Genomic DNA, 23,105 nt, shown 5'->3' on the forward strand with positions numbered 1-23,105 from the left:
AGGTAATAAAAAACGGCGACCTTTTGAGTCGCCGTTATCTTTTTTGCTTAAGAGACTATGGATTAGTCACCAGCGTAGATATCTCTATCTTTCGTTTCACGCATGAACAATGTACCGATAACCAGTGTCATTGCTGCGATGATGATTGGGTACCAGAGACCATAGTAAATGTTACCGTTCTGAGCAACCAAGGCGAAAGAGATTGTTGGCATCAAGCCGCCGAACCAGCCGTTACCAATGTGATATGGCAATGACATAGATGTATAGCGGATGCGAGTTGGGAACAACTCAACGAGGTATGCAGCGATTGGGCCGTAAACCATCGTTACCAAAACAACCAAGAACACTAAGAGAGCTAGTACAGCAGGTACGTTCACCTGGGCTGGATCAGCTTTAGCTGGATAGCCTGCAGCATTCAAAGCCTCACGAACAGCTTTCTTGAACGCAGCATCTTTAGCTTTAGCTTCATCAGCAGGGATACCTTTAGCTGTGTAACCTTCGATCTCTGTATCACCAATCTTGATCTTCGCTACTGTGCCTGGTGCGCCAGCAATCGTTTCATAGCTTGCTGAGTTTGAGGCCATTGTTTGTTTAGCGATGTCACAAGAGCTTGTGAACTTAGCAGTACCTGTTGGGTTGAACTGGAAAGAACACTCAGCTGGATCTACGGTGATTGATGCAGGTGATGTTGCCATTGCTTTTTCCAATGCTGGATTTGCATAGTGTGTCAAAGCATTGAAGACTGACAATGGTGTATTCGGGATATAAGTGATGATGGCGAGCAAGAGGCCCAACATGATGATCATCTTACGGCCGATACGATCAGACAAGGCACCAAATACGATGAAGAATGGTGTGCCGATAACGAGTGAACCCGCAATCAAGAGGTTGGCTGTCTTAGCATCTACTTTCAAGACTTGAGTCAAGAAGAAGAGTGCGTAGAACTGACCTGTGTACCAAACAACAGCTTGACCAGCAACCAAACCAAACAATGCCAAGATAACGATCTTTAGGTTTTTCCATTGACCGAATGCTTCTGTCAAAGGAGCCTTAGAAGTTTTACCTTCTGCTTTCATCTTCTGGAATGCTGGAGATTCGTTCATTGACAAACGAATGTATACAGAGATACCTAATAAGACGATAGAGAGAAGGAATGGAACACGCCAGCCCCAAACTTCGAAGTTTGGACCAGTCAATTCACGTGTGAACAAAATCACGAGCAAGGACAAGAACAAGCCGAGTGTGGCTGTAGTCTGAATCCAAGCTGTGTATGCACCACGCTTACCATCTGGAGCATGCTCGGCAACATAAGTTGCAGCACCGCCGTACTCACCACCCAGCGCCAAACCTTGAAGCATACGTAAAACGATCAAGATGACTGGAGCAGCAACACCAATGGTGTTATATGTAGGCAGAATACCAACGATGAACGTTGCACCACCCATCAATAAGATGGTGACCAAGAAGGTGTATTTACGACCAATCAAGTCACCTAAGCGACCAAACACCAAGGCGCCAAAAGGACGTACGATAAAGCCAGCAGCAAATGCCAAAAGGGCAAAAATAAATGCTGAGCCTGCATCGAGACCAGCGAAGAATTGCTTAGCAATAATCGCGGCCAATGAGCCGTACAAATAAAAGTCATACCATTCAAATACCGTTCCCAGAGAAGATGCAAAAATAACTTTGCGTTCTTCTGCGGTCATCGGGGCTGCAGTTTTAGCCATGTTTCCTCCTAGTTAATGAAATGAAGGCCGTAAGTATCCCGACCTTGACCACATGATTAATTTGGGGGCTTACCGAATTCTGACGGCTTAGGGAAATTACTTACTAAATTGGGGTAATACAGGGGCTAATCCGTTGATTTATCGATTTTTCTCATCTCTTTGGCGTAGAGCCAGGTGATTAGGAGGTAAATCAAAATTGCGCCTTGGGCGCCGAACCAATACGTGAATTCCCAGCCATGAAAGCTAAATCTGAGTGGTTCTGGCGCAAGGCCTACAAGCATAGTGACGCAGAACCATGCAATCAGTAGCTTGAAAGTCAGTCGCTTATTTTTTTGCCACTTGGTCATTTGGCATCCGCTGGTAAGGTCACACGAATACATGTGCCCGAAGGATGGGACTGGTTTTCTTGTGCGTGATCTAGGATCTCAATTCGGCCACCATGTTGTGTCGCGATTTCTTTAACAATCGCTAAGCCCAGACCACTGCCCTCCACATCGCTACCCAGGATGCGGTAAAAGCGTTCAAGCACACGTGTACGTTCTTCTACTGGGATGCCAGGGCCTGTATCTTTGACTTCGATTTCAATAAAGCCTGGCCGACTAGCGCGCTTAACCTCTACGGTGACATGACCGCCGATGGGCGTGTATTTAATGGCGTTATCAATGAGGTTGTTAAATAACTCGCGCATCATCACGGCATTTCCCATGATGTGTACTGCATATTCGTGGGTATGGCAGCCTAAATCAATTTGTTTAGACCATGCCGCATTAAGCCAATTCTTGGTGGCTTCTTGAGCGGCGATATTAAGATCAATCTTTGCCCGATCAGACAGATTGGTAGTGTTCTCCATTCTGGCTAAAGAGAGCAGTTGTTGTACAAGGCGCGCGGCTCGGTTAGAGCTATCGGCAATTTGTTCTAGTGAGCGCTTAAGTTCCTCAGGGTTACTTTCTCTTTGCGCTAACTCCGCTTGCATTTGTAAACCAGCTAAGGGGGTTTTGAGTTGGTGAGCAGCATCGGCAATAAAGCGCTTCTGTGCATTGACAGAATCTTCTAGCTGAAAGAGGACCCCATTAAAACTAGAGATGAGCGGCATGATTTCTTGGGGGGCTGCTTTTTCTTCAATCGGGCTTGTATCTTCTACATGACGATTGCGAATGTGATTTTGTAGAGCGTGCAATGGAGCTAAACCACGCGTTAGACCAAACCAAACTAAGACCACCACAATCGGCAAAATAATGAACTGCGGCAGAATCACGCCTTTGATAATTTCGTTAGCTAACTGCGAACGTTTATCAAGAGTTTCCGCAACTTGAACAAGAATGGTGTTTGCATCTAAGTTAGGGTTTTGTGGCAGTAGTGTTGAGGCAATCCTAATTTTTTCACCATTGATTTTGGCATCACGGTAGGTGACAACTCCAATTTGAGTCACATCATCAAGACCTGGAATAGGTAAATCTTTATCACCTGCAATTAGGTAACCACGTTGGTCGAGTACTTGAAAATAAATACGATCATTTTCATCCGCTTGCAGTATTTGCTTGGCAGAATGAGGTAGGCTCAGGCTGACATTCTCCCCTTGTATGCGGACCTGCTGTGCAATCGCTTGCACATTGTTTTCAAGTCCGCGATCAAAAGGTGCATTAGCTATTGATTGAGCCACTAAATAGGTGACCGCAATACTCATTGGCCACAGCAATAGCAATGGCGCTAACATCCAATCAAGGATTTCTCCAAATAAGGATCTAGGGCCACGTTCTTGAGGTTTGCCCGCTTGAAGTTCGCTAGGTAATAGCTTTTGCAGTTCCGAATCAATGACGGCTGCCACAGACATACCTATCAGAGGGTGGATGAGGAGGAGGGTTCTTTATTGGCAGCGGGAGGCTGAAACTTTTCTAAGCAGTAGCCCAAACCTCGAATGGTAGCGATACGAATACCGCCCACCTCAATTTTTTTACGTAGGCGGTGAACATAGACTTCTATGGCGTTATTACTCACCTCTTCGCCCCACTCACATAGATGGTCGACTAATTGATCTTTAGATACAAGGCGACCGACTCTTTTGAGGAGGATCTCTAATAAACCTAACTCACGTGCTGATAACTCCAGCATCTTGTCGTCAATATAGGCAACACGACCCACCTGATCGAAATTGAGGGGGCCATGTTTCACGACAGTCGGGCCACCGCCAGATCCACGGCGCGTTAGAGCGCGTACTCGAGCTTCGAGTTCCGTTAAGGCGAATGGTTTTGCCATGTAATCATCTGCACCACTATCCAAGCCCTTGACGCGTTCGTCAGTCGAGTCAGCTGCAGTGAGAATCAGTACGGGGATCATTGAGTTTCTGGCGCGTAAACGCTTGAGAACCTCAAGACCTGTCATTTTGGGTAAGCCTAAGTCTAGTATTAGAAGGTCAAAAGTTTGAGCTGATAGAGCGAGGTCGGCAGATTGACCGTCTTTTACATGGTCCACTGCATAACCAGATTGTCTAAGTGATCTAGTGAGGCCGTCTGCTAGAACATTGTCGTCTTCAGCGATTAGGATTCTCATATAACCTTTAGCCCTCAGGGGTCTGTTTTTTTAGTGTGATACTTATAGTTGCAAGTAGTTTAATAGCTAAATTAAGAGAGACAAAAAAATCTTGCACAAAGTACTGTTTTTATATACAGTACTCAACATACAGCAGATTTTTACGGAAAAACAGGCACAGGAACAAGAAAAGGACTCATATGGACGATCAAAAAAAGACATCTTCAGCCAATCTATCGAATATTGACGGAATGAGTACTGATAAGCAAAAAGCCTTGAGTGCAGCATTGGCTCAAATCGAAAAACAATTTGGTAAAGGCTCAATCATGCGCTTAGGGGATAGCGAGATTGAGCAAGATATTCAGGTGGTCTCGACGGGCTCTTTAGGCTTGGATATCGCTTTGGGTGTTGGTGGTCTTGCGCGTGGTCGTGTGATTGAGATTTATGGGCCTGAGTCATCCGGTAAAACGACTTTAACTTTACATGCTGTAGCGGAAATGCAGAAGCTCGGTGGGACTTGTGCATTTATCGATGCTGAACATGCGCTCGACGTACAGTATGCTGCCAGACTAGGCGTAGATGTTAATAACCTATTGATCTCACAGCCAGACACAGGTGAGCAGGCATTAGAAATTGCAGACGCATTGGTGCGTTCTGGTTCGATTGACTTAATCGTGATTGACTCTGTAGCTGCCTTGGTGCCAAAAGCAGAAATCGAAGGTGATATGGGGGATTCATTACCAGGTTTACAGGCACGTTTGATGAGTCAAGCTTTAAGAAAGCTCACAGGAACAATCAAGCGTACTAATTCGATGGTGATTTTCATCAACCAGATTCGTATGAAGATTGGCGTGATGTTTGGTTCGCCTGAAACCACCACGGGTGGTAATGCCCTCAAGTTCTATGCTTCTATGCGTCTAGATATTCGTCGTATCGGTAGTATCAAAAAAGGTGATGAAGTCGTAGGTAATGAAACTCGTGTCAAGGTGGTTAAAAACAAAGTATCTCCACCATTTAGAGAAGCCTTGTTTGACATCATGTACGGTGAAGGTATTTCCCGACAAGGTGAAATCATCGATCTGGGCGTGGAGTGCGGCATCGTGGATAAATCAGGCGCTTGGTACAGTTATAACGGTGATCGTATTGGCCAAGGTAAAGATAATGTGCGTGAGTTTTTGAAAGAAAACCCAGAAATCGCTCAAGAGATCGAAGCTAAGATTCGTGAAAAATTGGGTGTGAAGGGTGGCACTGTATTGAGCCCTAAAGAAGAGGCTGATGCCTGATAAGCCAGTTATCAGTCTCAAAGGCCGGGCCCTACGATTTTTATCAAGACGGGATTACAGTCGACAAGAGCTTCGTAAGAAGCTCTTGTCTTATGCTGAATCTGAGGTTCAGTTAGACGAACTGCTTGATGATCTACAGAAAAATCAGTGGTTGAGTGATAAGCGCTATGCCGAAAGTCTGGTGCGCCGACGTACAGAACGATTCGGCAGTAAAAAGATCTTAGAAGAGATGCGTCAAAATGGGCTGTCAGATGACTTACTGAACGAGTACCGCGAAGATCTTAAGGCGCATGACCCTCAACTGGCCTTTGAGCTGTGGCATAGGAAATTTGAAAATCTTCCTACAGACCCAAAAGAAAAGGCTCGTCAAATTCGATTTTTAGTCTCACGAGGATTTTCTTCGGATCTGGCACTGAAGATTGTCAGTGGTCGCCTCAATAGCAATGATTTTTCCTCAGGGTAAACACTAATCTGGTGTAGACTCTCGCGATGACTCGTAATGTAGATGTTCATAAAGAGCTAATTCATACCCGCTCCATAAAAACCCAAGTATTCCGGCGTGATGATGGTTTGTGGGAAATAGAAGCCTATCTTTTGGATACCAAAGGGAAGGACTTTCATTTAGCTAGCGGTGTGAAAAAACAGGGTGAGCCTATCCATGAAATGAAACTGTGGGTACTCATCGATACACAATTCAATATCCTAGATGCCTCGTCTGAGAGCTTGGCTGTGCCGTATGAAGGTTCGTGTGAACGCATCAATGGAGATTACAAAAAACTCATTGGACTCAATTTAGTACAGGGTTTTAGAAAGAGTGTCCATTCACTTCTTTCTGGTATTCAGGGGTGTTCTCATATCACCGAATTATGTTCTGTACTGCCAACTACCGCGATCCAGGCATTTGCAGGTGAAGTCATCAAGATTAGGGATCATGCTGAGCAAAACTCAGAGGAAATGCCTTTTCAGTTAAATCGCTGCCATGCCCTGAGAACCGATGGCGAGGTGGTTAAAAAATATCATCCAAAATGGTTTGGCACCCCTTTAGAACCGAGGGAAATACCAAAAAAGAGAGGGTCGGACTCAGACTGAGGATAATAGCGGGTTTTGATAGTTAGTTAATACAACTAAGACAGAGTTAAGTAAGTTAAAAACATTAGTATTTTCAAGATTATTAACAGGGAGCTTCCATGAAGATTCATGAGTACCAAGGCAAAGAAATTTTGCGCCAATTCAATGTACCAGTACCAAACGGTATTCCTGCATTAACCGTAGATGAGGCTGTTGCAGCCGCACAAAAATTAGGTGGACCAGTATGGGTTGTTAAAGCCCAGATCCACGCGGGTGGTCGCGGTAAAGGCGGTGGCGTGAAAGTAGCGAAAAGTTTAGAAGAAGTAAAAACATACGCTAGCCAGATCTTGGGCATGCAGTTAAAGACACATCAAACAGGCCCAGAAGGTCAAAAGGTACGTCGTTTATTGGTTGAAGACGGTGCAGATATCAAAAAAGAGTACTACATCGGCATCTTGACTGATCGCGCGACTCAAGCTGTTGCCGTGATGGCATCTAGCGAAGGTGGTATGGATATTGAGGAAGTCGCTGCTAAGACTCCAGAAAAAATCATTAAAGTATTTGTAAACCCACTCGTTGGCTTAACAGATGCTGATGCCTTGAAGTTAGCGCAAGGCATTGGTGTACCAGAAGCTTCACAAGCTCAAGCTAAAGAAGTATTGAAGAACTTGTACAAAGCTTATATGGAAACAGATGCTTCATTGGCTGAAATTAATCCTCTCATCTTGGAAGGTAACGGCAACATTAAGGCTTTGGACGCGAAATTCAACTTCGATTCAAATGCCCTGTTCCGTCACCCAGAAATCGTTGCTTACCGCGACTTAGACGAAGAAGATCCAGCCGAGGTTGAAGCTTCTAAGTTTGATTTGGCTTACATCTCATTGGATGGCAACATTGGTTGCTTGGTCAATGGTGCTGGTTTGGCGATGGCTACCATGGATACCATCAAGTTATTCGGTGGCGAGCCCGCTAACTTCTTGGATGTTGGCGGTGGTGCTACTGCTGAAAAAGTCACTGAAGCATTCAAGATCATGTTGAAGAACAAGAATGTGAAAGCGATTTTGGTCAACATCTTTGGCGGCATCATGCGTTGTGATGTGATTGCTGATGGTGTGATTACTGCATGTAAAGCAGTCAACTTGAATGTGCCTTTGGTAGTTCGTATGAAGGGTACAAATGAAGAGCTCGGTAAGAAGATGCTTGCTGAGTCTGGTTTACCAATCATTAGTGCCGATACGATGGCAGAAGCTGCAACTAAAGTTGTTGCTGCAGTTAAATAAGTTGGCCACGAAAGGATAGAAGATGTCTATTTTGATTAATAAAAATACGCGTGTTATTACCCAAGGTATTACAGGTAAGACGGGGCAATTCCATACAGAGAAATGCCAAGAATACGCTAATGGTAAAGAGTGTTTTGTTGCTGGTGTGAATCCTAAGAAGGCTGGTGAAAAGATTTTTGATATTCCCATTTACGCCACTGTTAAAGAGGCTGCCTCAGCAACGGGCGCAACTGTATCAGTGATCTACGTTCCACCCGCAGGCGCTGCAGCTGCGATTTGGGAAGCCGTAGAAGCTGATTTAGATTTGGCCATTTGTATTACCGAAGGTATTCCTGTTCGTGACATGTTAGAAGTTCGTAACAAAATGGCGCAAAAGGAAGCCAAGGGTGGCAAAAAGACTTTGTTGTTAGGCCCTAATTGCCCTGGTTTGATTACTCCAGAAGAAATCAAGATCGGTATCATGCCAGGCCACATTCATCGTAAAGGTCGTATTGGTGTGGTGAGCCGCTCAGGTACCTTGACGTATGAAGCGGTAGCTCAGTTAACAGAAATTGGTTTAGGTCAATCATCTGCTGTAGGTATCGGTGGCGACCCCATCAATGGTCTAAAGCACATTGATGTGATGAAGGCTTTCAATGATGACCCAGACACAGATGCAGTCATTATGATTGGTGAGATTGGTGGTCCTGATGAGGCAGAAGCAGCTCGTTGGTGTAAAGCCAATATGAAAAAACCTGTGGTTGGCTTCATTGCGGGTGTGACTGCGCCAGCAGGTAAGCGTATGGGACACGCAGGTGCTTTGATCTCCGGTGGTGAAGATACAGCAGATGCTAAATTAGCCATCATGGAAGAGTGCGGTTTCAAGGTAACACGTAATCCATCAGAAATGGGCAAACTACTCAAAGGTTTGTTGTAAAATTCGTGTAAGCTTTGAAGTAGTAATAATGAACGGGGGCTTTTGCTCCCGTTTTTTTAATAAAAACAAATGAGGATGACATGGAATTTCTCGCGATGATTGACTGGGCAGTAATTGCTCAAATTATCTTGATTGATCTTTTGCTAGGTGGTGACAATGCTGTTGTGATTGCTCTAGCTTGCCGTAATTTACACCCCAACCAGCGTCGTAAGGGCATCATGTACGGCACAGCAGGTGCCATTATTCTGCGTGTGGTCTTGGTAGCATTTGCAGTGACCTTATTGCAAATCCCATTCCTGAAGTTTGTTGGCGGCCTGTTGCTTTTCTGGATTGCTTATAAGCTGATTATCCAGACGGAGGAAGGGGACGATCATGAGCTAGAGGCATCAGATAAATTATGGTCTGCTATCAAAACCATTATCGTCGCTGATATTGCAATGAGTGTTGATAATGTGATTGCTATTGCCGGTGCTGCTGGTCAAGTAGACGTTGCGCATCATCAGTATGGCTATATTGTGTTCGGTCTTTTGGTTTCTATTCCAATCATCGTTGCAGGCAGCCAAATTGTCTTGTATTTGATTGATCGTTTCCCATTAATTGTTACCCTCGGTGCTGGTCTCTTAGGTTGGATTGCTGGTGGCATGATATGCTCAGATCCAGGTTTGATTAAACAGTTTGGTGAAGGTATCCAAGATTACGGAACCGCTGCAAGCGTTGTGTCTGCTGTCGGTATTATGTTGGTTGGTGAGGTGATGAAGCGCTCAATGAAAAAGAAGAAGAGCGCAGCTAGCTAAACTAAGTAGTTAACTGATATAAAGCCTGTTGAGCGAAAGCTGAGCAGGCTTTTTTCTTGGGGCTCTTGATTTGAAGCAATTTAAAGCTTTTCCTACAATAAATTCATGCCCGTGTAGGTAGTTTATTTGAGATGATATGAACTTGATTATTTGTGGGGTGAATATGAATCAAGTGTTATCAAAAAAAGAAGCTGGCTTTACATTAATTGAGTTGATGGTTGTGATTGCCATCATTGGTATTTTGGCTGCGATTGCGGTGCCTCGCTATCAGGATTACATTGCAAAAACACGTGTGACCGAAGGTCTCAGTTTGGCCTCGGGTGCTAAGCTAGCAGTCACAGAAGTGTATTCAAGTAAGGGTGCAGCAAACATGGCTGAGGCGACTGCGAGTAGCTATCAGTCTGTTTCAAGTCAAAGTGTGCAAAAGGTTGAGATTGAACAATCAGGTGCAATTTCAATTCATTTCAACAATAACGTCGCTGAGGCAGGCGCTAATGTACTTAGACTGATGCCTGTGTACCAGTTAGATGATAAAAACTTGGTAGAGGCAGATTTGAGTGATAGCAAGGCTAAGCCTTGGGCTGGTATGTGGTCCTGTAAAGGCTCAGGTAGTACGCTGACACCAAAGTTTTTGCCTGCTGATTGTAAATAGCAATTAAGGGGTGGCGGTCCAGGTTCCAGACTTGCCGCCACTTTTTTCAAGTAGGCGTACTTCTTGTATGACCATGCCACGATCGACGGCTTTGCACATGTCGTAAATCGTCAACAAGCCAATCTGAACACCAGTTAGCGCTTCAATTTCAACGCCAGTTTGACCTATATTCTCTGCAGTGACTGTGCAACGAATGGTGTTATGAGTCGCGTCAGGCTCAAACTCAACGGCTACCCTTGTTAAGGCAATGGGGTGACATAAAGGAATTAAATCAGAGCTTCTCTTTGTGGCTTGGATAGCAGCAATACGTGCAATACCAATCACATCCCCTTTTTTGTGAGATCCTGATTGCACCATTTCAAAGGTGGAGGCTTGCATCTTGATGAGCCCAGTGGCTACAGCAATACGATGGGTGTGTGCCTTATCGCCCACATTGACCATATGAGCTTGTCCGGATTCATCAAAATGTGTGAGTTTATTCATGATTAAGTTGTACCATAATCTTATATATGGGATCTAAATTTACTTCATTTAGTCAAAAAGCACTATGTGTCGCTTTGGCAATGATTTTTCAGCCAGCAGCCATCTTAGCTCAAACGGAAACTAATCGGGTTGCGCAGGACAATCTCAATCGTGTGATGCAAAAGCCCCAGGCGCATTCGGAATTCAAGCCCGATAATCGTATGCCACAGCAACCCAGTTTAGTTTTGCCTGACCTGGGTGACGTCTCAAGTGCTGCTCTGACACCTTTAGATGAGCGTATTTTAGGTGAGCGGATTATGCGAGAGATCAGGCGCGATCCCGATTATGCTGATGACCCCGTTTTTTATGACTATCTCAATGCTATTGGTCAACACTTGGTGGGTGCTGCACGACAACAGAAAGTTCCTGGCATGGAGGGGGCAGGAACCTTTGCTATCCAGTTTGAGCTTTTTGGGGTGAGAGATCGCAGCATTAACGCATTCGCATTACCCGGTGGATTTATTGGTGTGCACACGGGTCTGGTAGTTGCTGCTGAGTCTGAGTCCGAACTAGCTTCAGTATTGGGCCATGAAATTGGGCATGTCACGCAAAAACATATTGCGCGTATGTATAGTCAGCAAGGAACTAACTCACTCATCGCATTAGCATCCATCATCGTTGCTGCTCTGGCTGTCAGTCGTAATCCTGGTGCAGCCCAAGGTCTAGCGATGGGAGGTCAAGCGCTAGCTATCCAAAATCAACTGTCATATTCACGTGATGCTGAGCGAGAAGCTGATCGTATTGGTTTGCAGATACTGCAAGCAGGGGGTTTTAATCCCCAAGGGATGCCCGATTTTTTCCAAAGAATGCAAAGAGCCAACAGCATCATGGAAAGCGGTGTGCCAGCCTATGTTAGAACACACCCTTTAACGACTGATCGTATTGCTGACATGAGCGATCGTGTGCGCAGTTTGCCAGTTCGTAAAGTGGAGTCTTCACTTGAGTTTATTCTCATGAAGGCGCGCGCACGACTGATTCAAACCGTGAGCACAAGTAATTACCCAGAACTCAGGCAATTACTCAATAGTCTTACTAGAAAACCCGAGGCCAGTAAGCAATTGGAAGGCTTTTATGGTTTGGCATTATTAGACCTCAAGTTGGGGCGCTTGGCTGACGCTGAAGCCGCATTACAGAAGGCGCGTACGCTCACGCAGCAGCTCAGTGGACGTGGGTCGCCGATGTTGAGATATAGCGTTGCCTTAGAGAGTACAGCCATTGATATTCTGATGGCTAAGAAACAATATGATCAAGCAGCCAAAGCGATTGCTCAGCAAAGAGCACAATTTATTCACTCACGGACTTTTCAGTTGCAAGCACTTGATGTGCAACTGAAAACTGGACAACTAGATGAAGCCATTGCTTGGTTAAAAAATCAAACCAAAATTCAAGCGAGTGATACAACATGGTGGGATTGGTTATCCCGTGCCTATGCCAAAAAAGGTAGAGTTGGACTTCATCATGCCGCTTTGGCAGAGAAGTATGTGACTCAAGGGGCCTGGGTCGCCGCTATTGAACAAACAAAATTAGCAAAGCAAGCTGGCGATCTGGATTTTTACCAAGCTTCTGAACTGGATGCGCGTAGTCGCCAAATACAAGATTTATATCGTCAAGAATTACGAGATGACGGTAAGAGGCCTGGTTGAGCTTTAATATCAGTCATGCGTGTTTGCTCAATGGCTATTTTTTTGTTTTTCAACTGCACTTCTCCGAGTAATCCGCAGCCGGTATTGATTTCAGCGATCCTGGAAAACTCTTCCAAGTCAGCATCATGAAGCTTAGCCCAAAAACGATGTTTTTCTTTTAAAAAATCGCCAGCCTTAGCAACTTGAATCAGACTTTCACATTGAAAGATGATGTGACCCTCTTCATCCATATAACACTCAATCGGCTCCAAGGGGTTGCCGCAGGTACTGGTTAAGGTTTGATTAAAAAGCCGCGCAACAAATGGCGTGTAGGAGATGCTTAGATACACTTTTTGTGGGCCATTTTGAAAAAACCATTCTTGAGTTGCCCAGTCATAACAGCGATTTCTTTCAATATATTCAATCAAGTGACGCTGATGAATAATGTCACCTGCTAAATGATGTTCTTGAGCGTATTCGTTACGCATGCGCCATTGACCTCGTGCGTCAATAGCTAACCACCCTCTACATTCGGGAACTTGTGGCCACTTGATCAGCGCTTGGATGACTCTTTCATCCATGATTAGTGAAAGCCGTGAATGGTCTCTGGTAACTTGATGTGTTCTTCTTGGGCAGGGCTTGAGTGTATATGGGCAATTCTCCAACCCATTGGGCCTTGAATCAAGACATAAGAAAAATTGAGGAAAAATTCAGGCTCAATTTGTTGTGGATCTAAGCGGACTGCCTCTGTGGTGTCGAAGAATGCAACAGACATACCTGTATGACCAATACCCTGAATAGGATCAAGCCATAGAAAATTATCTTCCAGAATTTTCTTGAGACCATCACGTAATTCAGCATGACCTGAGAGACGTTTACCGCCTGGCAAAATACAAGTGATGGAGTCTTCATCAATCCATAAATCAATCGATCCTTCAAGATCATTGCGATGTAAAGATTCTCGCCATGCTTCAATAACCTCTTCTGGCATTTGAAATAAGCGAGCTTGTTTGGGCATAGTAATCTTTCTAGATGATTTCTAGCGAGTTTAGGACGGTTTGTGGCTGGATGTCTACCAGGCAGCGATAGTGGCCTAATGGACAGGTCCTTTTGAAGCAGGGACTGCAATCTAATTTTAACCAGTGAATCTTGGCAAGATTGGATAAGGGTGGGGTATGTCTAGGATCGCTGGAGCCAAAGATGGCCACTTGGGGAATCCCTAGTGCTGCAGCAATATGCATGAGTCCAGAATCATTACTGACAACTCCTTGCGACACACTAATTAATGAAACAGCATCGTCAAGCGATGTTTTGCCACAGAGATTGATGATGCGATCTGTTTGGCTATGAAGCACAATCTCATCACCCAATGCCTTTTCTTTGTTGCTACCCAAAATTAGGATAGTGGCATTTCTTTGGCGTTCGCTAAGTGCCTTCGCTAATTCAGCGTAATGACTGCTCGGCCACTGTTTGGCTGGACCATACTCTGCGCCGGGACAGAATATATAAAGACCCTCATGGTTTTGTAAAGTCTTCGCATAATCTCGGGCTCTACTCTTCATCACATCTTTACAGATCAGGCGCGGCTTAGATTCCTCTGGGCTTAACTCCTGGCCTGCTAATGCCAAATAATGTTGATGCATGGGAGGACGATTTTGCCTTGATGGGTTACTCAGAGTTTGGTTGAGTAGACCCCAGCGCCACTCCCCTAAGTAGCCAATTCTTTTAGGAATATTCGCAAGCCAAGGAATTAAAGCGGATTTGAAGCTATTAGGTAGCACATAAGCTTCATGATAATTGTTAGTTTCTAATTGAGTGGCTAATTGACGGCGCTCTTTCCATTGCAATTTGCCATGCAGTAGAGGAGCTTGAATGATGTCATTGACTAGCGGTATGAAGCGCATCACAGAGGCAACCCAAGGGGTTGCCAAGACATCAATACTTGATTCAGGAGACTTGAGATGTAGCGCTCTGATGAGAGGCTCAATCATCACCGCATCTCCAATCCAATTAGGTGCGATGATGAGTATTCTTTTCATATATTCAGTGACCGCTAGGGGCTGTGCCTGGTTTTAGGCGATATTCAGTGCCACAGTAAGGACATTTGACGTGTCCTGTACTGAGGATGTCTAAAAAAACACGTGGGTGAGAGCTCCATGCTGGAGATTTTTTATTAGGACACTGAAGTGGCAAGTCGCGATGACCGTCAATTTCAATAAGTTTTGCTTGATCCATAATCGCTATCTATCAAACTAAAGTTAACCAGTGTTCATACTTGGCATTTTTTCCGGCGACTGCATCAAAGAATACCTTTTGTACCTTTTCGGTAATAGGGCCGCGACCTCCGTTACCAATTGGACGATCGTCAAGTTCACGAATCGGTGTCACCTCGGCAGCAGTGCCAGTAAAGAAGGCTTCATCAGCGCAATACATTTCATCACGCGTAATACGCTTCTCTTTCACTTCGATACCTAAGTCTTTAGCAATGGTGAAAATGGCATCGCGTGTAATACCATCCAAACAAGAGGCTAAATCGGGTGTATAGATCACCCCGTTTTTGACAATAAATACGTTTTCGCCAGATCCCTCAGAGACGTAGCCATCAGTATCTAAAAGTAATGCTTCATCGTAGCCGTGAGCGCTAACCTCTTGGTTGGCCAAAATGGAATTGATGTAATACCCTGAAGCTTTTGCACGCACTAGAGACACATTGACATGGTGACGTGTGAATGATGAGGTTTTGACACGGATACCTTTGTTGAGGCCGTCTTCGCCTAGGTAGGCACCCCATTCCCAAGCAGCAATTGCAGTATGAATTGTGTTGGTCTTGGCTGAAATACCTAATTTTTCTGAACCAATCCAAGCAATAGGTCTGAGGTAGCAAGAAGTCAATTTATTTTGGCGGACTACTTCACATTGCGCCTTTGCAATTTCTTCAGGGGTGAATGGAATTTTCATCTGAAAAATTTTTGCTGAATTAAACAGGCGTTTGGTATGTTCTTGAAGCCTGAAGATAGCAGTGCCTTTTTCAGTCTTGTATGCACGCACACCCTCAAAGACACCCATGCCGTAATGCAATGTATGTGTGAGCACATGAATCTTGGCATCTCTCCATGGAACAAGTTGACCGTCCATCCAGATGAAACCATCACGATTTGCCATTGACATAAGCTGATCCTCAGAACTCAATTGAAAACACTATTGTAAAACAGGCTGCCCTTCATTCACTCCCAATCCTACCTATAATTGTGGACAAAAGAATGGAGACACTGTGAAGAGCCATCACGCTTGGCAAAAACATTTCTGGGAGGGGTCAGCGACCATGCGTCGATCTGCCCCGGCTGTGGCGACTTGGGGATTGGTGACCGGAATTGCTATGGCGAAGTCAGGGCTAACCATAGGCCAATCTATTGGCATGTCATTGATGGTCTATGCTGGATCAGCCCAGTTGGCCGCCTTACCCCTCATTGCAGGCGGGTTCCCACTGTGGACCATCTTGGTAACGGCATTTATCGTGAATTTACGTTTCGTTATTTTTAGTGCAGGTATTCATCCGCATTTTAAAGATAGGCGCTTTTGGCAAAGAACTGTCTTGGGCTATCTCAACGGTGACCTGACTTTTGCGATGTTTCTAAGCCGTTATCCAAGGGCGGAGAGAAAGCCTGAAGAGTTACATTACTTTTTGGGAATGTCCTTGACTAACTGGAGTATGTGGCAGTTAGGCTCTGTGTGCGGTATCGTTTTCGCTGCTTTTATCCCTGATTCCTGGGGTTTAGGCTTTGCTGGCGTTTTGGCCTTGATTGCCATTACAGTGCCGATGATTCAAGGTAGGGCTGCCATTTTTGCGGCACTCGTTGCTGCCTTTATTTCGGTATTGGCCTATGGCTTGCCGTACAAGCTCAATTTGCTACTCGCCGTGATTGCCGCCATTCTGGTAGGCTTGTGGCTAGGTCGTCGAACTCCTAAATCTGAGGGTGTGGCATGACTACCCTGCAAATTTGGCTGGCCTTGATTGGCTTAACTCTTGTCACGATCTTGACCCGAGGATTTTTTCTGCTGTGGGGTAACCGTTTTGAGTTACCAGAATCGGTCCAAAACGCCATTCGTTATGCGCCCATGGCCGCTTTGATTGCCATCATCGTTCCAGAGTTGCTGATCAATAAAGATGCCTCTGAACAGAGTTTGAATTGGTTAGGTCGCGTTGATTTTTCCCAGCCTCAATTTCTGGCGGGGGTTATTGCAATTTTGGCTCACCTGTATATCAAGAATATGGCCTTGACTATCGGTATTGGCGTCGCAGTTTTTATGCTTCTAAGGGCTATTTGAGCCCTCTAAAAATAGGCGGATCATGTCTGGAAAAGGGTAAAATCACCTTTTTCCAGTAATTCATTAAAAACATATGCCTGGCACGTCTAAATTGAACTTCTTCCGTCTTTCTGAGCTCGCCCAAGCAGGGCAATTAAAGGGCAAAAGAGTCTTTATCCGCGCTGACTTAAATGTGCCGCAAGATGAGGCGGGGCGTATTACTGAAGATACTCGTATACGTGCTTCTATTCCTGCGATAAAAATTGCTTTAGAAGCGGGCGCTGCTGTGATGGTGACATCCCATTTGGGGCGTCCCACGGAAGGTGAGTTCAAACCTGAAGACAGCTTAGCGCCGGTGGCTGATCGCATCGCGGAGCTTTTAGAAAGAAAAGTCCCTTTGATCAGTGACTGGGCAGATGGTGCATTCTCTTTAGAACCCGGTGATTTAGTTTTATTGGAAAACTGCCGCTTGAACGTCGGTGAGAAAAAGAATAACGATGACTTGGCAAAAAAGCTTGCCAAATTATGCGATGTCTATGTGAATGATGCCTTTGGTACGGCGCATCGTGCGGAAGCGACGACTCATGGCATGGCCAAATACGCGCCTATAGCCTGTGCTGGCCCTTTGATGGCTGCAGAGTTAGATGCTTTGGGTAAAGCCTTACATCATCCCAAGCGACCTTTAGTTGCGATTGTGGCTGGTTCTAAGGTATCTACGAAATTAACGATTCTCAAATCGCTCGCTGAAAAAGTAGATCAACTCATTGTCGGCGGTGGTATTGCAAATACCTTTATGTTGGCAGCAGGTTTGCCAATTGGTCGATCATTGGCTGAACCTGATTTGATTGGTGAAGCTAAAGTGATTATGGATATGATGGCCAAGCGTGGCGCATCTGTACCTATCCCTACGGATGTTGTGGTGGCTAATGAGTTATCACCACTGGCCCGCGCGAACCGGGTGGCCGCGGTCGATGTTCAAGCGGATGACATGATTTTGGATGTGGGTCCTAAAACGTCTGCGGAGCTAGCTAACATCATTGCCCATGCCGGCACGATTGTTTGGAATGGACCGATTGGCGTTTTTGAGATCGATCAGTTTGGTGGTGGTACCAAGATGCTGGCAGCCGCCATTGCGCATTCCCCAGCGTTTTCGATTGCTGGTGGTGGCGATACATTAGCTGCTATTGCCAAGTACGGTATTGAAAAACAAGTGGACTATATTTCTACGGGGGGTGGTGCTTTCTTGGAGTTTTTAGAAGGCAAAACCTTGCCGGCCTTTGCCATCCTGACTGAGCGAGCGAGCACATGATCCGAGCTACCAAAATTGTTGCAACACTTGGACCTGCCTCTAGTGATGCAGCGGTTTTGCGACAGTTAATTGCAGCTGGCGTGGACGTAGTGCGATTAAATTTCTCGCATGGTACTGCAGATGACCATCGTGCTCGTGCACAGTTGGTACGTCAGGTCAGTGCAGATTTGGGTCGTGAAGTCGCCATCATGGCGGATTTGCAGGGACCTAAAATTCGTGTGGGTAAATTTGAATCAGGCAAGATTTTTCTGAAGGCAGGCGATACCTTTATTTTGGATGCCGCTTGCACTCTCGGTAATCAAGAGCGCGTCGGGCTTGACTACAAAGATTTACCTAAAGATGTCAAAGCCAAAGATAAGTTGCTACTGAATGATGGTTTATTAGTATTTGAGGTTCAGCGTGTCGAGGGTTCATGTATTCATGTGCTTGTCGAATTAGGTGGTGAGCTGTCCAATAACAAGGGTATTAATCGAGCCGGTGGTGGCTTGTCTGCGCCAGCTCTCACTGAAAAAGATAAGCAAGATTTAGTGAGTGCGGTTGAGTTAGAGGCCGATTACATTGCGATTAGCTTTCCCAAAAATGCTCAAGATATGTTGGTCGCTAAAGCTTTAGTAGAAGAAGCTGCCAAGAAGAATCAACATCAGGCAAAACTGATTGCAAAAATTGAGCGTGCTGAGGCCGTGATTGATCAAACCTTGCAAGAAATTTTGGATGTCAGTGATGGCATCATGGTGGCCCGTGGTGATTTGGCTGTTGAGGTAGGTAATGCAGCTGTGCCTGCATTACAGAAGAAAATGATTCGCATGGCGCGAGACTCTAATAAGTTAGTCATCACTGCTACGCAAATGATGGAATCGATGATCCAAAATCCAGTGCCCACACGTGCTGAAGTTAGCGATGTGGCGAATGCTGTTCTAGATGGCACAGATGCCGTGATGTTGTCTGCTGAAACAGCGTCAGGTCAGTATCCCGTAGAGACTGTTAAGCAAATGGCGAATATCTGTTTAGAGGCTGAGAAAACAGAAGTACATCATTTGGACAGTGACTTTTTTGATCAACAGTTTTCAAGAATCGACCAGTCGATTGCCTTTGGGGCCTTGTTTACTGCTTACCATTTAGGTGTCAAAGCTATTGCTGCTCTGACTGACTCTGGCTCTACAGCCTTGTGGATGAGTCGTCATAAGATTCGTGTACCTATCTTTGCGATGACGCCAAAAAAGAAGACTGAAAGAAAGATGGCTTTGTATCGTAATGTGCACCCATTACGTATGGATACGAGTAATGATCGTGATACCGCTTTGGCCCAAGCCGAAGCCCACTTAAAGAATCTTAAGGTGGTGGCTGCAAACGATACGATCGTGCTTACAGTTGGTGAGCCTATGGGAGCGGTTGGTGGTACGAACACCTTAAAAATTGTCAAAGTTAAATAGTATTTGGGGAAAAAATATGGCATTAGTTTCTATGCGACAACTTCTTGATCATGCTGCAGAGCATGGTTATGGTTTACCAGCATTTAATGTGAATAACTTAGAGCAGGTGCAGGCCATCATGGCAGCTGCCGATGAGGTGGGTTCACCTGTCATTATGCAAGCATCAGCGGGCGCCAGAAAATATGCCGGTGAAGCTTTCTTGCGTCATTTAATTGATGCAGCCGTCGAGGCATATCCGCATATTCCGGTTGTGATGCACCAGGATCACGGTCAAAGCCCAGCAGTATGTATGGCTGCGATTCGTTCAGGTTTTACATCCGTCATGATGGATGGGTCTTTAGAAGCCGACGGTAAAACAGTGGCGAGCTACGACTATAACGTTGCAGTCTCGCAAGAGGTCGTTAAGTTTGCTCACTCTATTGGTGTAACTGTTGAAGCTGAATTAGGTGTGTTAGGTTCGCTAGAGACCATGAAGGGTGATAAAGAAGATGGTCATGGTGCCGAAGGTACGATGACACGCGAGCAGCTTTTGACAGATGTGGAGCAAGCAGCTGATTTTGTAAAAAAGACACAGTGTGATGCTTTAGCTATCGCTATTGGAACGAGTCACGGTGCATATAAATTTACTAAGAAGCCCACCGGTGACATTTTGGCGATTGATCGCATTAAAGAAATTCATGCGCGTATTCCGAACACGCATTTAGTGATGCACGGTTCATCGAGTGTGCCCCAAGATCTGCTCGCGATTATTCGTGAGTTTGGTGGTGATATGAAAGAAACATATGGTGTACCTGTCGAAGAGATTCAAGAAGGTATTAAGCACGGTGTACGAAAAATCAATATTGACACTGATATTCGTTTGGCGATGACCGCTGCTATTCGCCGCTATTTATTTGAAAACCCAAGTAAGTTTGATCCGCGTGATTATTTAAAGCCTGCTCGTGAAGCGGCAAAAGAAATTTGTAAAGCACGCTTTATAGCTTTTGGTTGCGAAGGACAGGCTGGAAAAATCAAGCCAGTACCTCTAGAAAAAATGGCAGAGCGCTATAAATCAGGCGAGCTCACCCAATTAGTTAAATAATATGCAAGCCTTATACGAATCTTCCATTCAATCCCTACCACTGATTTCTAAGGGTAAGGTGAGAGATATTTATGCGCTAGGTGATAAGCAATTATTGATGGTCACCACAGATCGACTATCAGCTTTTGATGTGGTGATGGGACAGCCGATTCCTGGTAAGGGCGTTGTCCTCAATACTATGGCTAATTTTTGGTTTGATAAATTGCGCCATATCATCCCTAATCATTTGACAGGCATTGATCCAGTAACAGTCGTTGCTGACTCTGAAAAGAATCAAGTCCAGGGCCGAGCTATCGTTACCCAACGTCTAAAACCTATTTTGGTGGAGGCGGTCGTTCGAGGTTATCTCTCTGGTAGTGGTTGGAAAGATTATCAAGAAACAGGTTCAGTCTGCGGTATTCAGTTACCGACTGGATTGCAAAATGCACAAAAGTTGCCTGAGCCTATTTTTACCCCAGCAGCCAAAGCTGAGGTGGGTGAGCATGATGAAAATATATCGTATGCTGAAGTAGAGCAGCGGATTGGTGCTGATCTAGCAAAAAAAATCAAAGACGTCAGCATTCGCTTGTACCAAGAGGCCTCAGATTATGCGGCGACTAAGGGCATCATCATAGCCGACACTAAATTTGAGTTTGGTCTGGACGACAATGATCAATTGGTCTTGATGGATGAAGTGTTAACTGCTGACTCTTCTCGTTTTTGGCCTGCTCAGTCTTATGTGGTTGGATCTAACCCGCCTTCTTTTGACAAACAATTCGTACGTGACTGGCTGGAACAGGTGCGTATTGATGGGCAGCCTTGGAATAAAAAACCTCCAGCGCCTGCCTTGCCCCAGGATGTAATTGAAAAAACAGCCCAGAAATATCGGGAAGCTCTAGCAGTTCTTACTTCATAGTAAAGCGAGAGGTAGATATGACAACGGTAACGATCGGTATCTTGATGGGATCCAATTCTGATTGGGACACGATGCAGCATGCTGCACAGGTGTTAGATCAATTTGGAGTGAGCTATGAGGCTAAAGTCGTCTCTGCGCATCGTATGCCTGATGATATGTTCGCTTATGCCGAACAAGCTCAAGGGCGTGGTATTAAAGCGATTATTGCGGGTGCAGGTGGTGCTGCTCACTTACCTGGTATGTTGGCTGCCAAGACTATCGTCCCTGTGTTCGGCGTGCCGGTAGCATCTAAGTATTTGCGTGGTGAAGATTCTTTACTCTCAATTGTGCAAATGCCTAAAGGTATTCCTGTTGCCACATTTGCGATTGGTGAGGCAGGTGCGGCCAATGCAGCATTACATGCCATCGCTAATTTAGCTGTCAATGACCCAAGCTTGGCGAAGAAATTAGAGGCGTTTCGTCAATCTCAAACTGAGATGGCTCGTCAAATGGAATTAGCTAAAAAATAATATGTCGAGATTAGATCCAATTTTGCCCGGCTCTTATTTAGGGATTCTGGGGGGCGGCCAATTAGGAAGAATGTTTACTCAGGCCGCTCAAGCTATGGGTTATAAGGTTTGTGTCTTGGACCCCGACGCCCATAGCCCTGCAGGGCTTGTTGCTGAAATGCATATTCAAGCTGAATATACAGATCATCAAGCTTTAGCCCAGATGGCAAAGTATTGCCAAGCGGTCAGTACCGAATTTGAAAATGTTCCTGCTTTGACACTGGATGAACTTGAAAAGTTAGGCGTTTATGTTGCGCCTAATAGCCAAGGTGTCTCTATTGCGCAAAATCGAATTGTCGAAAAGAAATTCCTAGCTACATGGCAGCGCGAGGCAGGTATCGGTCCTGCTCCACACGCAGTTATTGAAAGAGAAGAAGATTTAGCTCATGTCGCTGCTGATCTGCTGCCAGGTATTTTAAAGACGGCGCGCATGGGTTATGACGGTAAAGGTCAAAAGACTGTAAAAACAGCAGAAGAGTTGCGCGAGGCATGGCAACAGTTTGACAGAGTCCCCTGTGTTTTAGAAAAGCGCATGGATTTGGATTTTGAGGTCTCGGCATTAGTGGCTAGAGGTCATGATGATGAAGTCGTGATTTATCCAATTGCTCAGAACATGCATCGTCAGGGCATTTTGCATACCAGTACCGTACCGGCTCCAGCAATTAACGCTCAGCAAGCACAAAAAATTAGTGATGCTGCTAAGGAAATGATTCGTCGCTTAGATTACGTAGGTGTTCTTTGTATTGAATTTTTTGTATTGAAAAATGGTGAATTAGTCGCTAACGAGATGGCTCCTAGACCTCACAACTCTGGTCATTACACTCAAGATGCTTGTGTTTGTAGTCAATTTGAACAGCAGGTGCGTGCGATGGCACGATTACCACTGGGATCGACCGCGCAGCACACGCCAGCGATGATGCTTAATTTGTTGGGGGATGAGTGGTTATCTGGTGATACTCAGGCAGAGCCAGCGTGGGCTGAAGTGCTTCGCTTCCCAGAGGCCAAATTACACCTGTACGGTAAAGCAGAACCACGTCAGGGCAGAAAGATGGGCCATATTAATTTGATAGCGAAAGATAGCGAAGGTCTTAACTCGCTTTGTGCTCAAGTCAGTGCTATCTTAAAAATCAATCGTCAAGAATAAAGA

At 45.2% G+C, this 23,105-nt stretch carries 26 protein-coding genes; 16 read left to right on the plus strand and 10 right to left on the minus strand.

The window, feature by feature from the left end:
* Nucleotides 1-62: 62 nt before the first annotated feature.
* The 4 genes from ICE94_RS05320 to ICE94_RS05335 form a co-directional block, all read right to left on the minus strand.
* Nucleotides 63-1,727 carry an MFS transporter gene (locus tag ICE94_RS05320; RefSeq protein WP_255539091.1) on the minus strand — a complete coding sequence of 555 codons (1,665 nt, stop codon included), beginning with the start codon at nt 1,725-1,727 and terminating at the stop codon, nt 63-65.
* Between the two features lie 125 nt (nt 1,728-1,852).
* Nucleotides 1,853-2,074, minus strand: coding sequence for a DUF4212 domain-containing protein (locus tag ICE94_RS05325; protein WP_216149578.1), 222 nt, complete (start codon nt 2,072-2,074; stop codon nt 1,853-1,855).
* Entirely contained in the window at nt 2,071-3,558 is a 1,488-nt protein-coding gene (locus ICE94_RS05330) for a sensor histidine kinase (RefSeq protein WP_216149580.1), read from the minus strand. Before ICE94_RS05330 ends, ICE94_RS05325 begins: the two co-directional genes overlap by 4 nt.
* A 5-nt stretch (nt 3,559-3,563) precedes the next feature.
* Nucleotides 3,564-4,274 carry a response regulator transcription factor gene (locus tag ICE94_RS05335; protein WP_216149582.1) on the minus strand — a complete coding sequence of 237 codons (711 nt, stop codon included), beginning with the start codon at nt 4,272-4,274 and terminating at the stop codon, nt 3,564-3,566.
* Nucleotides 4,275-4,453: 179 nt separating this feature from the next.
* Between ICE94_RS05335 and recA the strand changes: the two genes are divergently transcribed.
* The 7 genes from recA (at nt 4,454) to ICE94_RS05370 (ending at nt 10,246) form a co-directional block, all read left to right on the plus strand.
* Nucleotides 4,454-5,536 (plus strand): recombinase RecA, encoded by a 1,083-nt coding sequence (recA, locus tag ICE94_RS05340; protein ID WP_216149584.1) that lies wholly within the window; start codon nt 4,454-4,456, stop codon nt 5,534-5,536.
* The gene (recX, locus tag ICE94_RS05345; RefSeq protein WP_216149586.1) at nt 5,529-5,999 is read left to right on the plus strand and encodes a recombination regulator RecX; all 471 of its coding nucleotides are present in this window, start codon (nt 5,529-5,531) and stop codon (nt 5,997-5,999) included. Before recA ends, recX begins: the two co-directional genes overlap by 8 nt.
* 26 nt (nt 6,000-6,025) lie before the next feature.
* Nucleotides 6,026-6,625 carry a DUF2889 domain-containing protein gene (locus tag ICE94_RS05350; RefSeq protein ID WP_216149588.1) on the plus strand — a complete coding sequence of 200 codons (600 nt, stop codon included), beginning with the start codon at nt 6,026-6,028 and terminating at the stop codon, nt 6,623-6,625.
* A gap of 98 nt (nt 6,626-6,723) precedes the next feature.
* The gene (gene sucC / locus ICE94_RS05355; RefSeq protein ID WP_216149590.1) at nt 6,724-7,884 is read left to right on the plus strand and encodes an ADP-forming succinate--CoA ligase subunit beta; all 1,161 of its coding nucleotides are present in this window, start codon (nt 6,724-6,726) and stop codon (nt 7,882-7,884) included.
* A 22-nt stretch (nt 7,885-7,906) separates the two neighbouring features.
* Complete coding sequence (sucD, locus tag ICE94_RS05360; protein WP_216149592.1) at nt 7,907-8,800, plus strand: succinate--CoA ligase subunit alpha; 894 nt, start codon at nt 7,907-7,909, stop codon at nt 8,798-8,800.
* Nucleotides 8,801-8,880: 80 nt separating this feature from the next.
* A complete protein-coding gene (locus ICE94_RS05365) occupies nt 8,881-9,594 on the plus strand; it encodes a TerC family protein (protein WP_216149595.1) in 714 nt (237 codons plus the stop codon).
* A gap of 136 nt (nt 9,595-9,730) precedes the next feature.
* Nucleotides 9,731-10,246, plus strand: coding sequence for a pilin (locus tag ICE94_RS05370; protein ID WP_304609455.1), 516 nt, complete (start codon nt 9,731-9,733; stop codon nt 10,244-10,246).
* Between the two features lie 3 nt (nt 10,247-10,249).
* Here ICE94_RS05370 and moaC read toward each other — a convergent pair whose 3' ends face one another.
* On the minus strand, nt 10,250-10,729 hold the full coding sequence (moaC, locus tag ICE94_RS05375) for a cyclic pyranopterin monophosphate synthase MoaC (protein ID WP_216149597.1): 480 nt from the start codon (nt 10,727-10,729) through the stop codon (nt 10,250-10,252).
* A 26-nt stretch (nt 10,730-10,755) separates the two neighbouring features.
* Here moaC and ICE94_RS05380 point away from each other — a divergent pair, with 26 nt between their 5' ends.
* Nucleotides 10,756-12,411: a M48 family metalloprotease gene (locus tag ICE94_RS05380; protein ID WP_255539092.1), complete on the plus strand. Its 1,656-nt coding sequence runs from the start codon at nt 10,756-10,758 to the stop codon at nt 12,409-12,411.
* On the opposite strand, the gene ICE94_RS05385 is transcribed toward ICE94_RS05380, so the two are convergent.
* Genes ICE94_RS05385 through ICE94_RS05405 form a run of 5 tightly spaced genes read right to left on the minus strand, consistent with a single transcriptional unit; the run spans nt 12,375 to nt 15,558 of the window.
* Nucleotides 12,375-12,971: a DUF2946 family protein gene (locus ICE94_RS05385; protein WP_216149598.1), complete on the minus strand. Its 597-nt coding sequence runs from the start codon at nt 12,969-12,971 to the stop codon at nt 12,375-12,377. The genes ICE94_RS05380 and ICE94_RS05385 overlap by 37 nt on opposite strands.
* 2 nt (nt 12,972-12,973) lie before the next feature.
* Nucleotides 12,974-13,408, minus strand: a complete 435-nt coding sequence (locus ICE94_RS05390; protein WP_216149600.1) for a nuclear transport factor 2 family protein — start codon at nt 13,406-13,408, stop codon at nt 12,974-12,976.
* A gap of 10 nt (nt 13,409-13,418) precedes the next feature.
* Nucleotides 13,419-14,429: a lipopolysaccharide heptosyltransferase II gene (gene waaF / locus ICE94_RS05395; RefSeq protein WP_216149602.1), complete on the minus strand. Its 1,011-nt coding sequence runs from the start codon at nt 14,427-14,429 to the stop codon at nt 13,419-13,421.
* Nucleotides 14,430-14,433: 4 nt separating this feature from the next.
* Nucleotides 14,434-14,625, minus strand: coding sequence for a zinc-finger domain-containing protein (locus tag ICE94_RS05400; protein ID WP_216149604.1), 192 nt, complete (start codon nt 14,623-14,625; stop codon nt 14,434-14,436).
* 12 nt (nt 14,626-14,637) lie between these two features.
* A complete protein-coding gene (locus ICE94_RS05405) occupies nt 14,638-15,558 on the minus strand; it encodes a branched-chain amino acid transaminase (protein ID WP_216149606.1) in 921 nt (306 codons plus the stop codon).
* Nucleotides 15,559-15,661: 103 nt separating this feature from the next.
* On the opposite strand from ICE94_RS05405, the gene ICE94_RS05410 reads away from it, so the two are divergent.
* The 8 genes from ICE94_RS05410 to ICE94_RS05445 all read left to right on the plus strand — a co-directional run bounded on the left by ICE94_RS05410 (nt 15,662) and on the right by ICE94_RS05445 (nt 23,102).
* Nucleotides 15,662-16,375 (plus strand): AzlC family ABC transporter permease, encoded by a 714-nt coding sequence (locus ICE94_RS05410; protein WP_216149608.1) that lies wholly within the window; start codon nt 15,662-15,664, stop codon nt 16,373-16,375.
* Nucleotides 16,372-16,716 carry an AzlD domain-containing protein gene (locus tag ICE94_RS05415; RefSeq protein ID WP_216149610.1) on the plus strand — a complete coding sequence of 115 codons (345 nt, stop codon included), beginning with the start codon at nt 16,372-16,374 and terminating at the stop codon, nt 16,714-16,716. The genes ICE94_RS05410 and ICE94_RS05415 overlap by 4 nt, the downstream gene beginning before the upstream one ends.
* A gap of 73 nt (nt 16,717-16,789) precedes the next feature.
* Complete coding sequence (locus ICE94_RS05420; protein WP_304609456.1) at nt 16,790-18,004, plus strand: phosphoglycerate kinase; 1,215 nt, start codon at nt 16,790-16,792, stop codon at nt 18,002-18,004.
* Nucleotides 18,001-19,434 carry a pyruvate kinase gene (pyk, locus tag ICE94_RS05425; protein WP_216149612.1) on the plus strand — a complete coding sequence of 478 codons (1,434 nt, stop codon included), beginning with the start codon at nt 18,001-18,003 and terminating at the stop codon, nt 19,432-19,434. Before ICE94_RS05420 ends, pyk begins: the two co-directional genes overlap by 4 nt.
* A gap of 16 nt (nt 19,435-19,450) precedes the next feature.
* On the plus strand, nt 19,451-20,515 hold the full coding sequence (gene fba, locus ICE94_RS05430) for a class II fructose-bisphosphate aldolase (RefSeq protein WP_216149614.1): 1,065 nt from the start codon (nt 19,451-19,453) through the stop codon (nt 20,513-20,515).
* A 1-nt stretch (nt 20,516) separates the two neighbouring features.
* Nucleotides 20,517-21,410: a phosphoribosylaminoimidazolesuccinocarboxamide synthase gene (locus tag ICE94_RS05435; RefSeq protein WP_216149616.1), complete on the plus strand. Its 894-nt coding sequence runs from the start codon at nt 20,517-20,519 to the stop codon at nt 21,408-21,410.
* A gap of 17 nt (nt 21,411-21,427) precedes the next feature.
* On the plus strand, nt 21,428-21,919 hold the full coding sequence (purE, locus tag ICE94_RS05440; protein ID WP_216149618.1) for a 5-(carboxyamino)imidazole ribonucleotide mutase: 492 nt from the start codon (nt 21,428-21,430) through the stop codon (nt 21,917-21,919).
* Between the two features lies 1 nt (nt 21,920).
* Nucleotides 21,921-23,102 (plus strand): 5-(carboxyamino)imidazole ribonucleotide synthase, encoded by a 1,182-nt coding sequence (locus tag ICE94_RS05445; protein ID WP_216149620.1) that lies wholly within the window; start codon nt 21,921-21,923, stop codon nt 23,100-23,102.
* The last annotated feature ends 3 nt before the right edge of the window (nt 23,103-23,105 follow it).

Origin of the sequence: Polynucleobacter sp. MWH-Loch1C5, from assembly GCF_018881775.1 — a bacterium.
In the GTDB taxonomy this organism is placed as follows: domain Bacteria; phylum Pseudomonadota; class Gammaproteobacteria; order Burkholderiales; family Burkholderiaceae; genus Polynucleobacter.

Bases quoted from the DNA above. Each gene is read 5' to 3' on its own strand.
- ICE94_RS05320 (WP_255539091.1), bottom strand. From the start codon at position 1,727: ATGGCTAAAACTGCAGCCCCGATGACCGCAGAAGAACGCAAAGTTATT.
- ICE94_RS05325 (WP_216149578.1), bottom strand. From the start codon at position 2,074: ATGACCAAGTGGCAAAAAAATAAGCGACTGACTTTCAAGCTACTGATT.
- ICE94_RS05330 (WP_216149580.1), bottom strand. From the start codon at position 3,558: ATGTCTGTGGCAGCCGTCATTGATTCGGAACTGCAAAAGCTATTACCT.
- ICE94_RS05335 (WP_216149582.1), bottom strand. From the start codon at position 4,274: ATGAGAATCCTAATCGCTGAAGACGACAATGTTCTAGCAGACGGCCTC.
- recA (WP_216149584.1), top strand. From the start codon at position 4,454: ATGGACGATCAAAAAAAGACATCTTCAGCCAATCTATCGAATATTGAC.
- recX (WP_216149586.1), top strand. From the start codon at position 5,529: ATGCCTGATAAGCCAGTTATCAGTCTCAAAGGCCGGGCCCTACGATTT.
- ICE94_RS05350 (WP_216149588.1), top strand. From the start codon at position 6,026: ATGACTCGTAATGTAGATGTTCATAAAGAGCTAATTCATACCCGCTCC.
- sucC (WP_216149590.1), top strand. From the start codon at position 6,724: ATGAAGATTCATGAGTACCAAGGCAAAGAAATTTTGCGCCAATTCAAT.
- sucD (WP_216149592.1), top strand. From the start codon at position 7,907: ATGTCTATTTTGATTAATAAAAATACGCGTGTTATTACCCAAGGTATT.
- ICE94_RS05365 (WP_216149595.1), top strand. From the start codon at position 8,881: ATGGAATTTCTCGCGATGATTGACTGGGCAGTAATTGCTCAAATTATC.
- ICE94_RS05370 (WP_304609455.1), top strand. From the start codon at position 9,731: ATGAACTTGATTATTTGTGGGGTGAATATGAATCAAGTGTTATCAAAA.
- moaC (WP_216149597.1), bottom strand. From the start codon at position 10,729: ATGAATAAACTCACACATTTTGATGAATCCGGACAAGCTCATATGGTC.
- ICE94_RS05380 (WP_255539092.1), top strand. From the start codon at position 10,756: ATGGGATCTAAATTTACTTCATTTAGTCAAAAAGCACTATGTGTCGCT.
- ICE94_RS05385 (WP_216149598.1), bottom strand. From the start codon at position 12,971: ATGGATGAAAGAGTCATCCAAGCGCTGATCAAGTGGCCACAAGTTCCC.
- ICE94_RS05390 (WP_216149600.1), bottom strand. From the start codon at position 13,408: ATGCCCAAACAAGCTCGCTTATTTCAAATGCCAGAAGAGGTTATTGAA.
- waaF (WP_216149602.1), bottom strand. From the start codon at position 14,429: ATGAAAAGAATACTCATCATCGCACCTAATTGGATTGGAGATGCGGTG.
- ICE94_RS05400 (WP_216149604.1), bottom strand. From the start codon at position 14,625: ATGGATCAAGCAAAACTTATTGAAATTGACGGTCATCGCGACTTGCCA.
- ICE94_RS05405 (WP_216149606.1), bottom strand. From the start codon at position 15,558: ATGTCAATGGCAAATCGTGATGGTTTCATCTGGATGGACGGTCAACTT.
- ICE94_RS05415 (WP_216149610.1), top strand. From the start codon at position 16,372: ATGACTACCCTGCAAATTTGGCTGGCCTTGATTGGCTTAACTCTTGTC.
- ICE94_RS05420 (WP_304609456.1), top strand. From the start codon at position 16,790: ATGCCTGGCACGTCTAAATTGAACTTCTTCCGTCTTTCTGAGCTCGCC.
- pyk (WP_216149612.1), top strand. From the start codon at position 18,001: ATGATCCGAGCTACCAAAATTGTTGCAACACTTGGACCTGCCTCTAGT.
- fba (WP_216149614.1), top strand. From the start codon at position 19,451: ATGGCATTAGTTTCTATGCGACAACTTCTTGATCATGCTGCAGAGCAT.
- ICE94_RS05435 (WP_216149616.1), top strand. From the start codon at position 20,517: ATGCAAGCCTTATACGAATCTTCCATTCAATCCCTACCACTGATTTCT.
- purE (WP_216149618.1), top strand. From the start codon at position 21,428: ATGACAACGGTAACGATCGGTATCTTGATGGGATCCAATTCTGATTGG.
- ICE94_RS05445 (WP_216149620.1), top strand. From the start codon at position 21,921: ATGTCGAGATTAGATCCAATTTTGCCCGGCTCTTATTTAGGGATTCTG.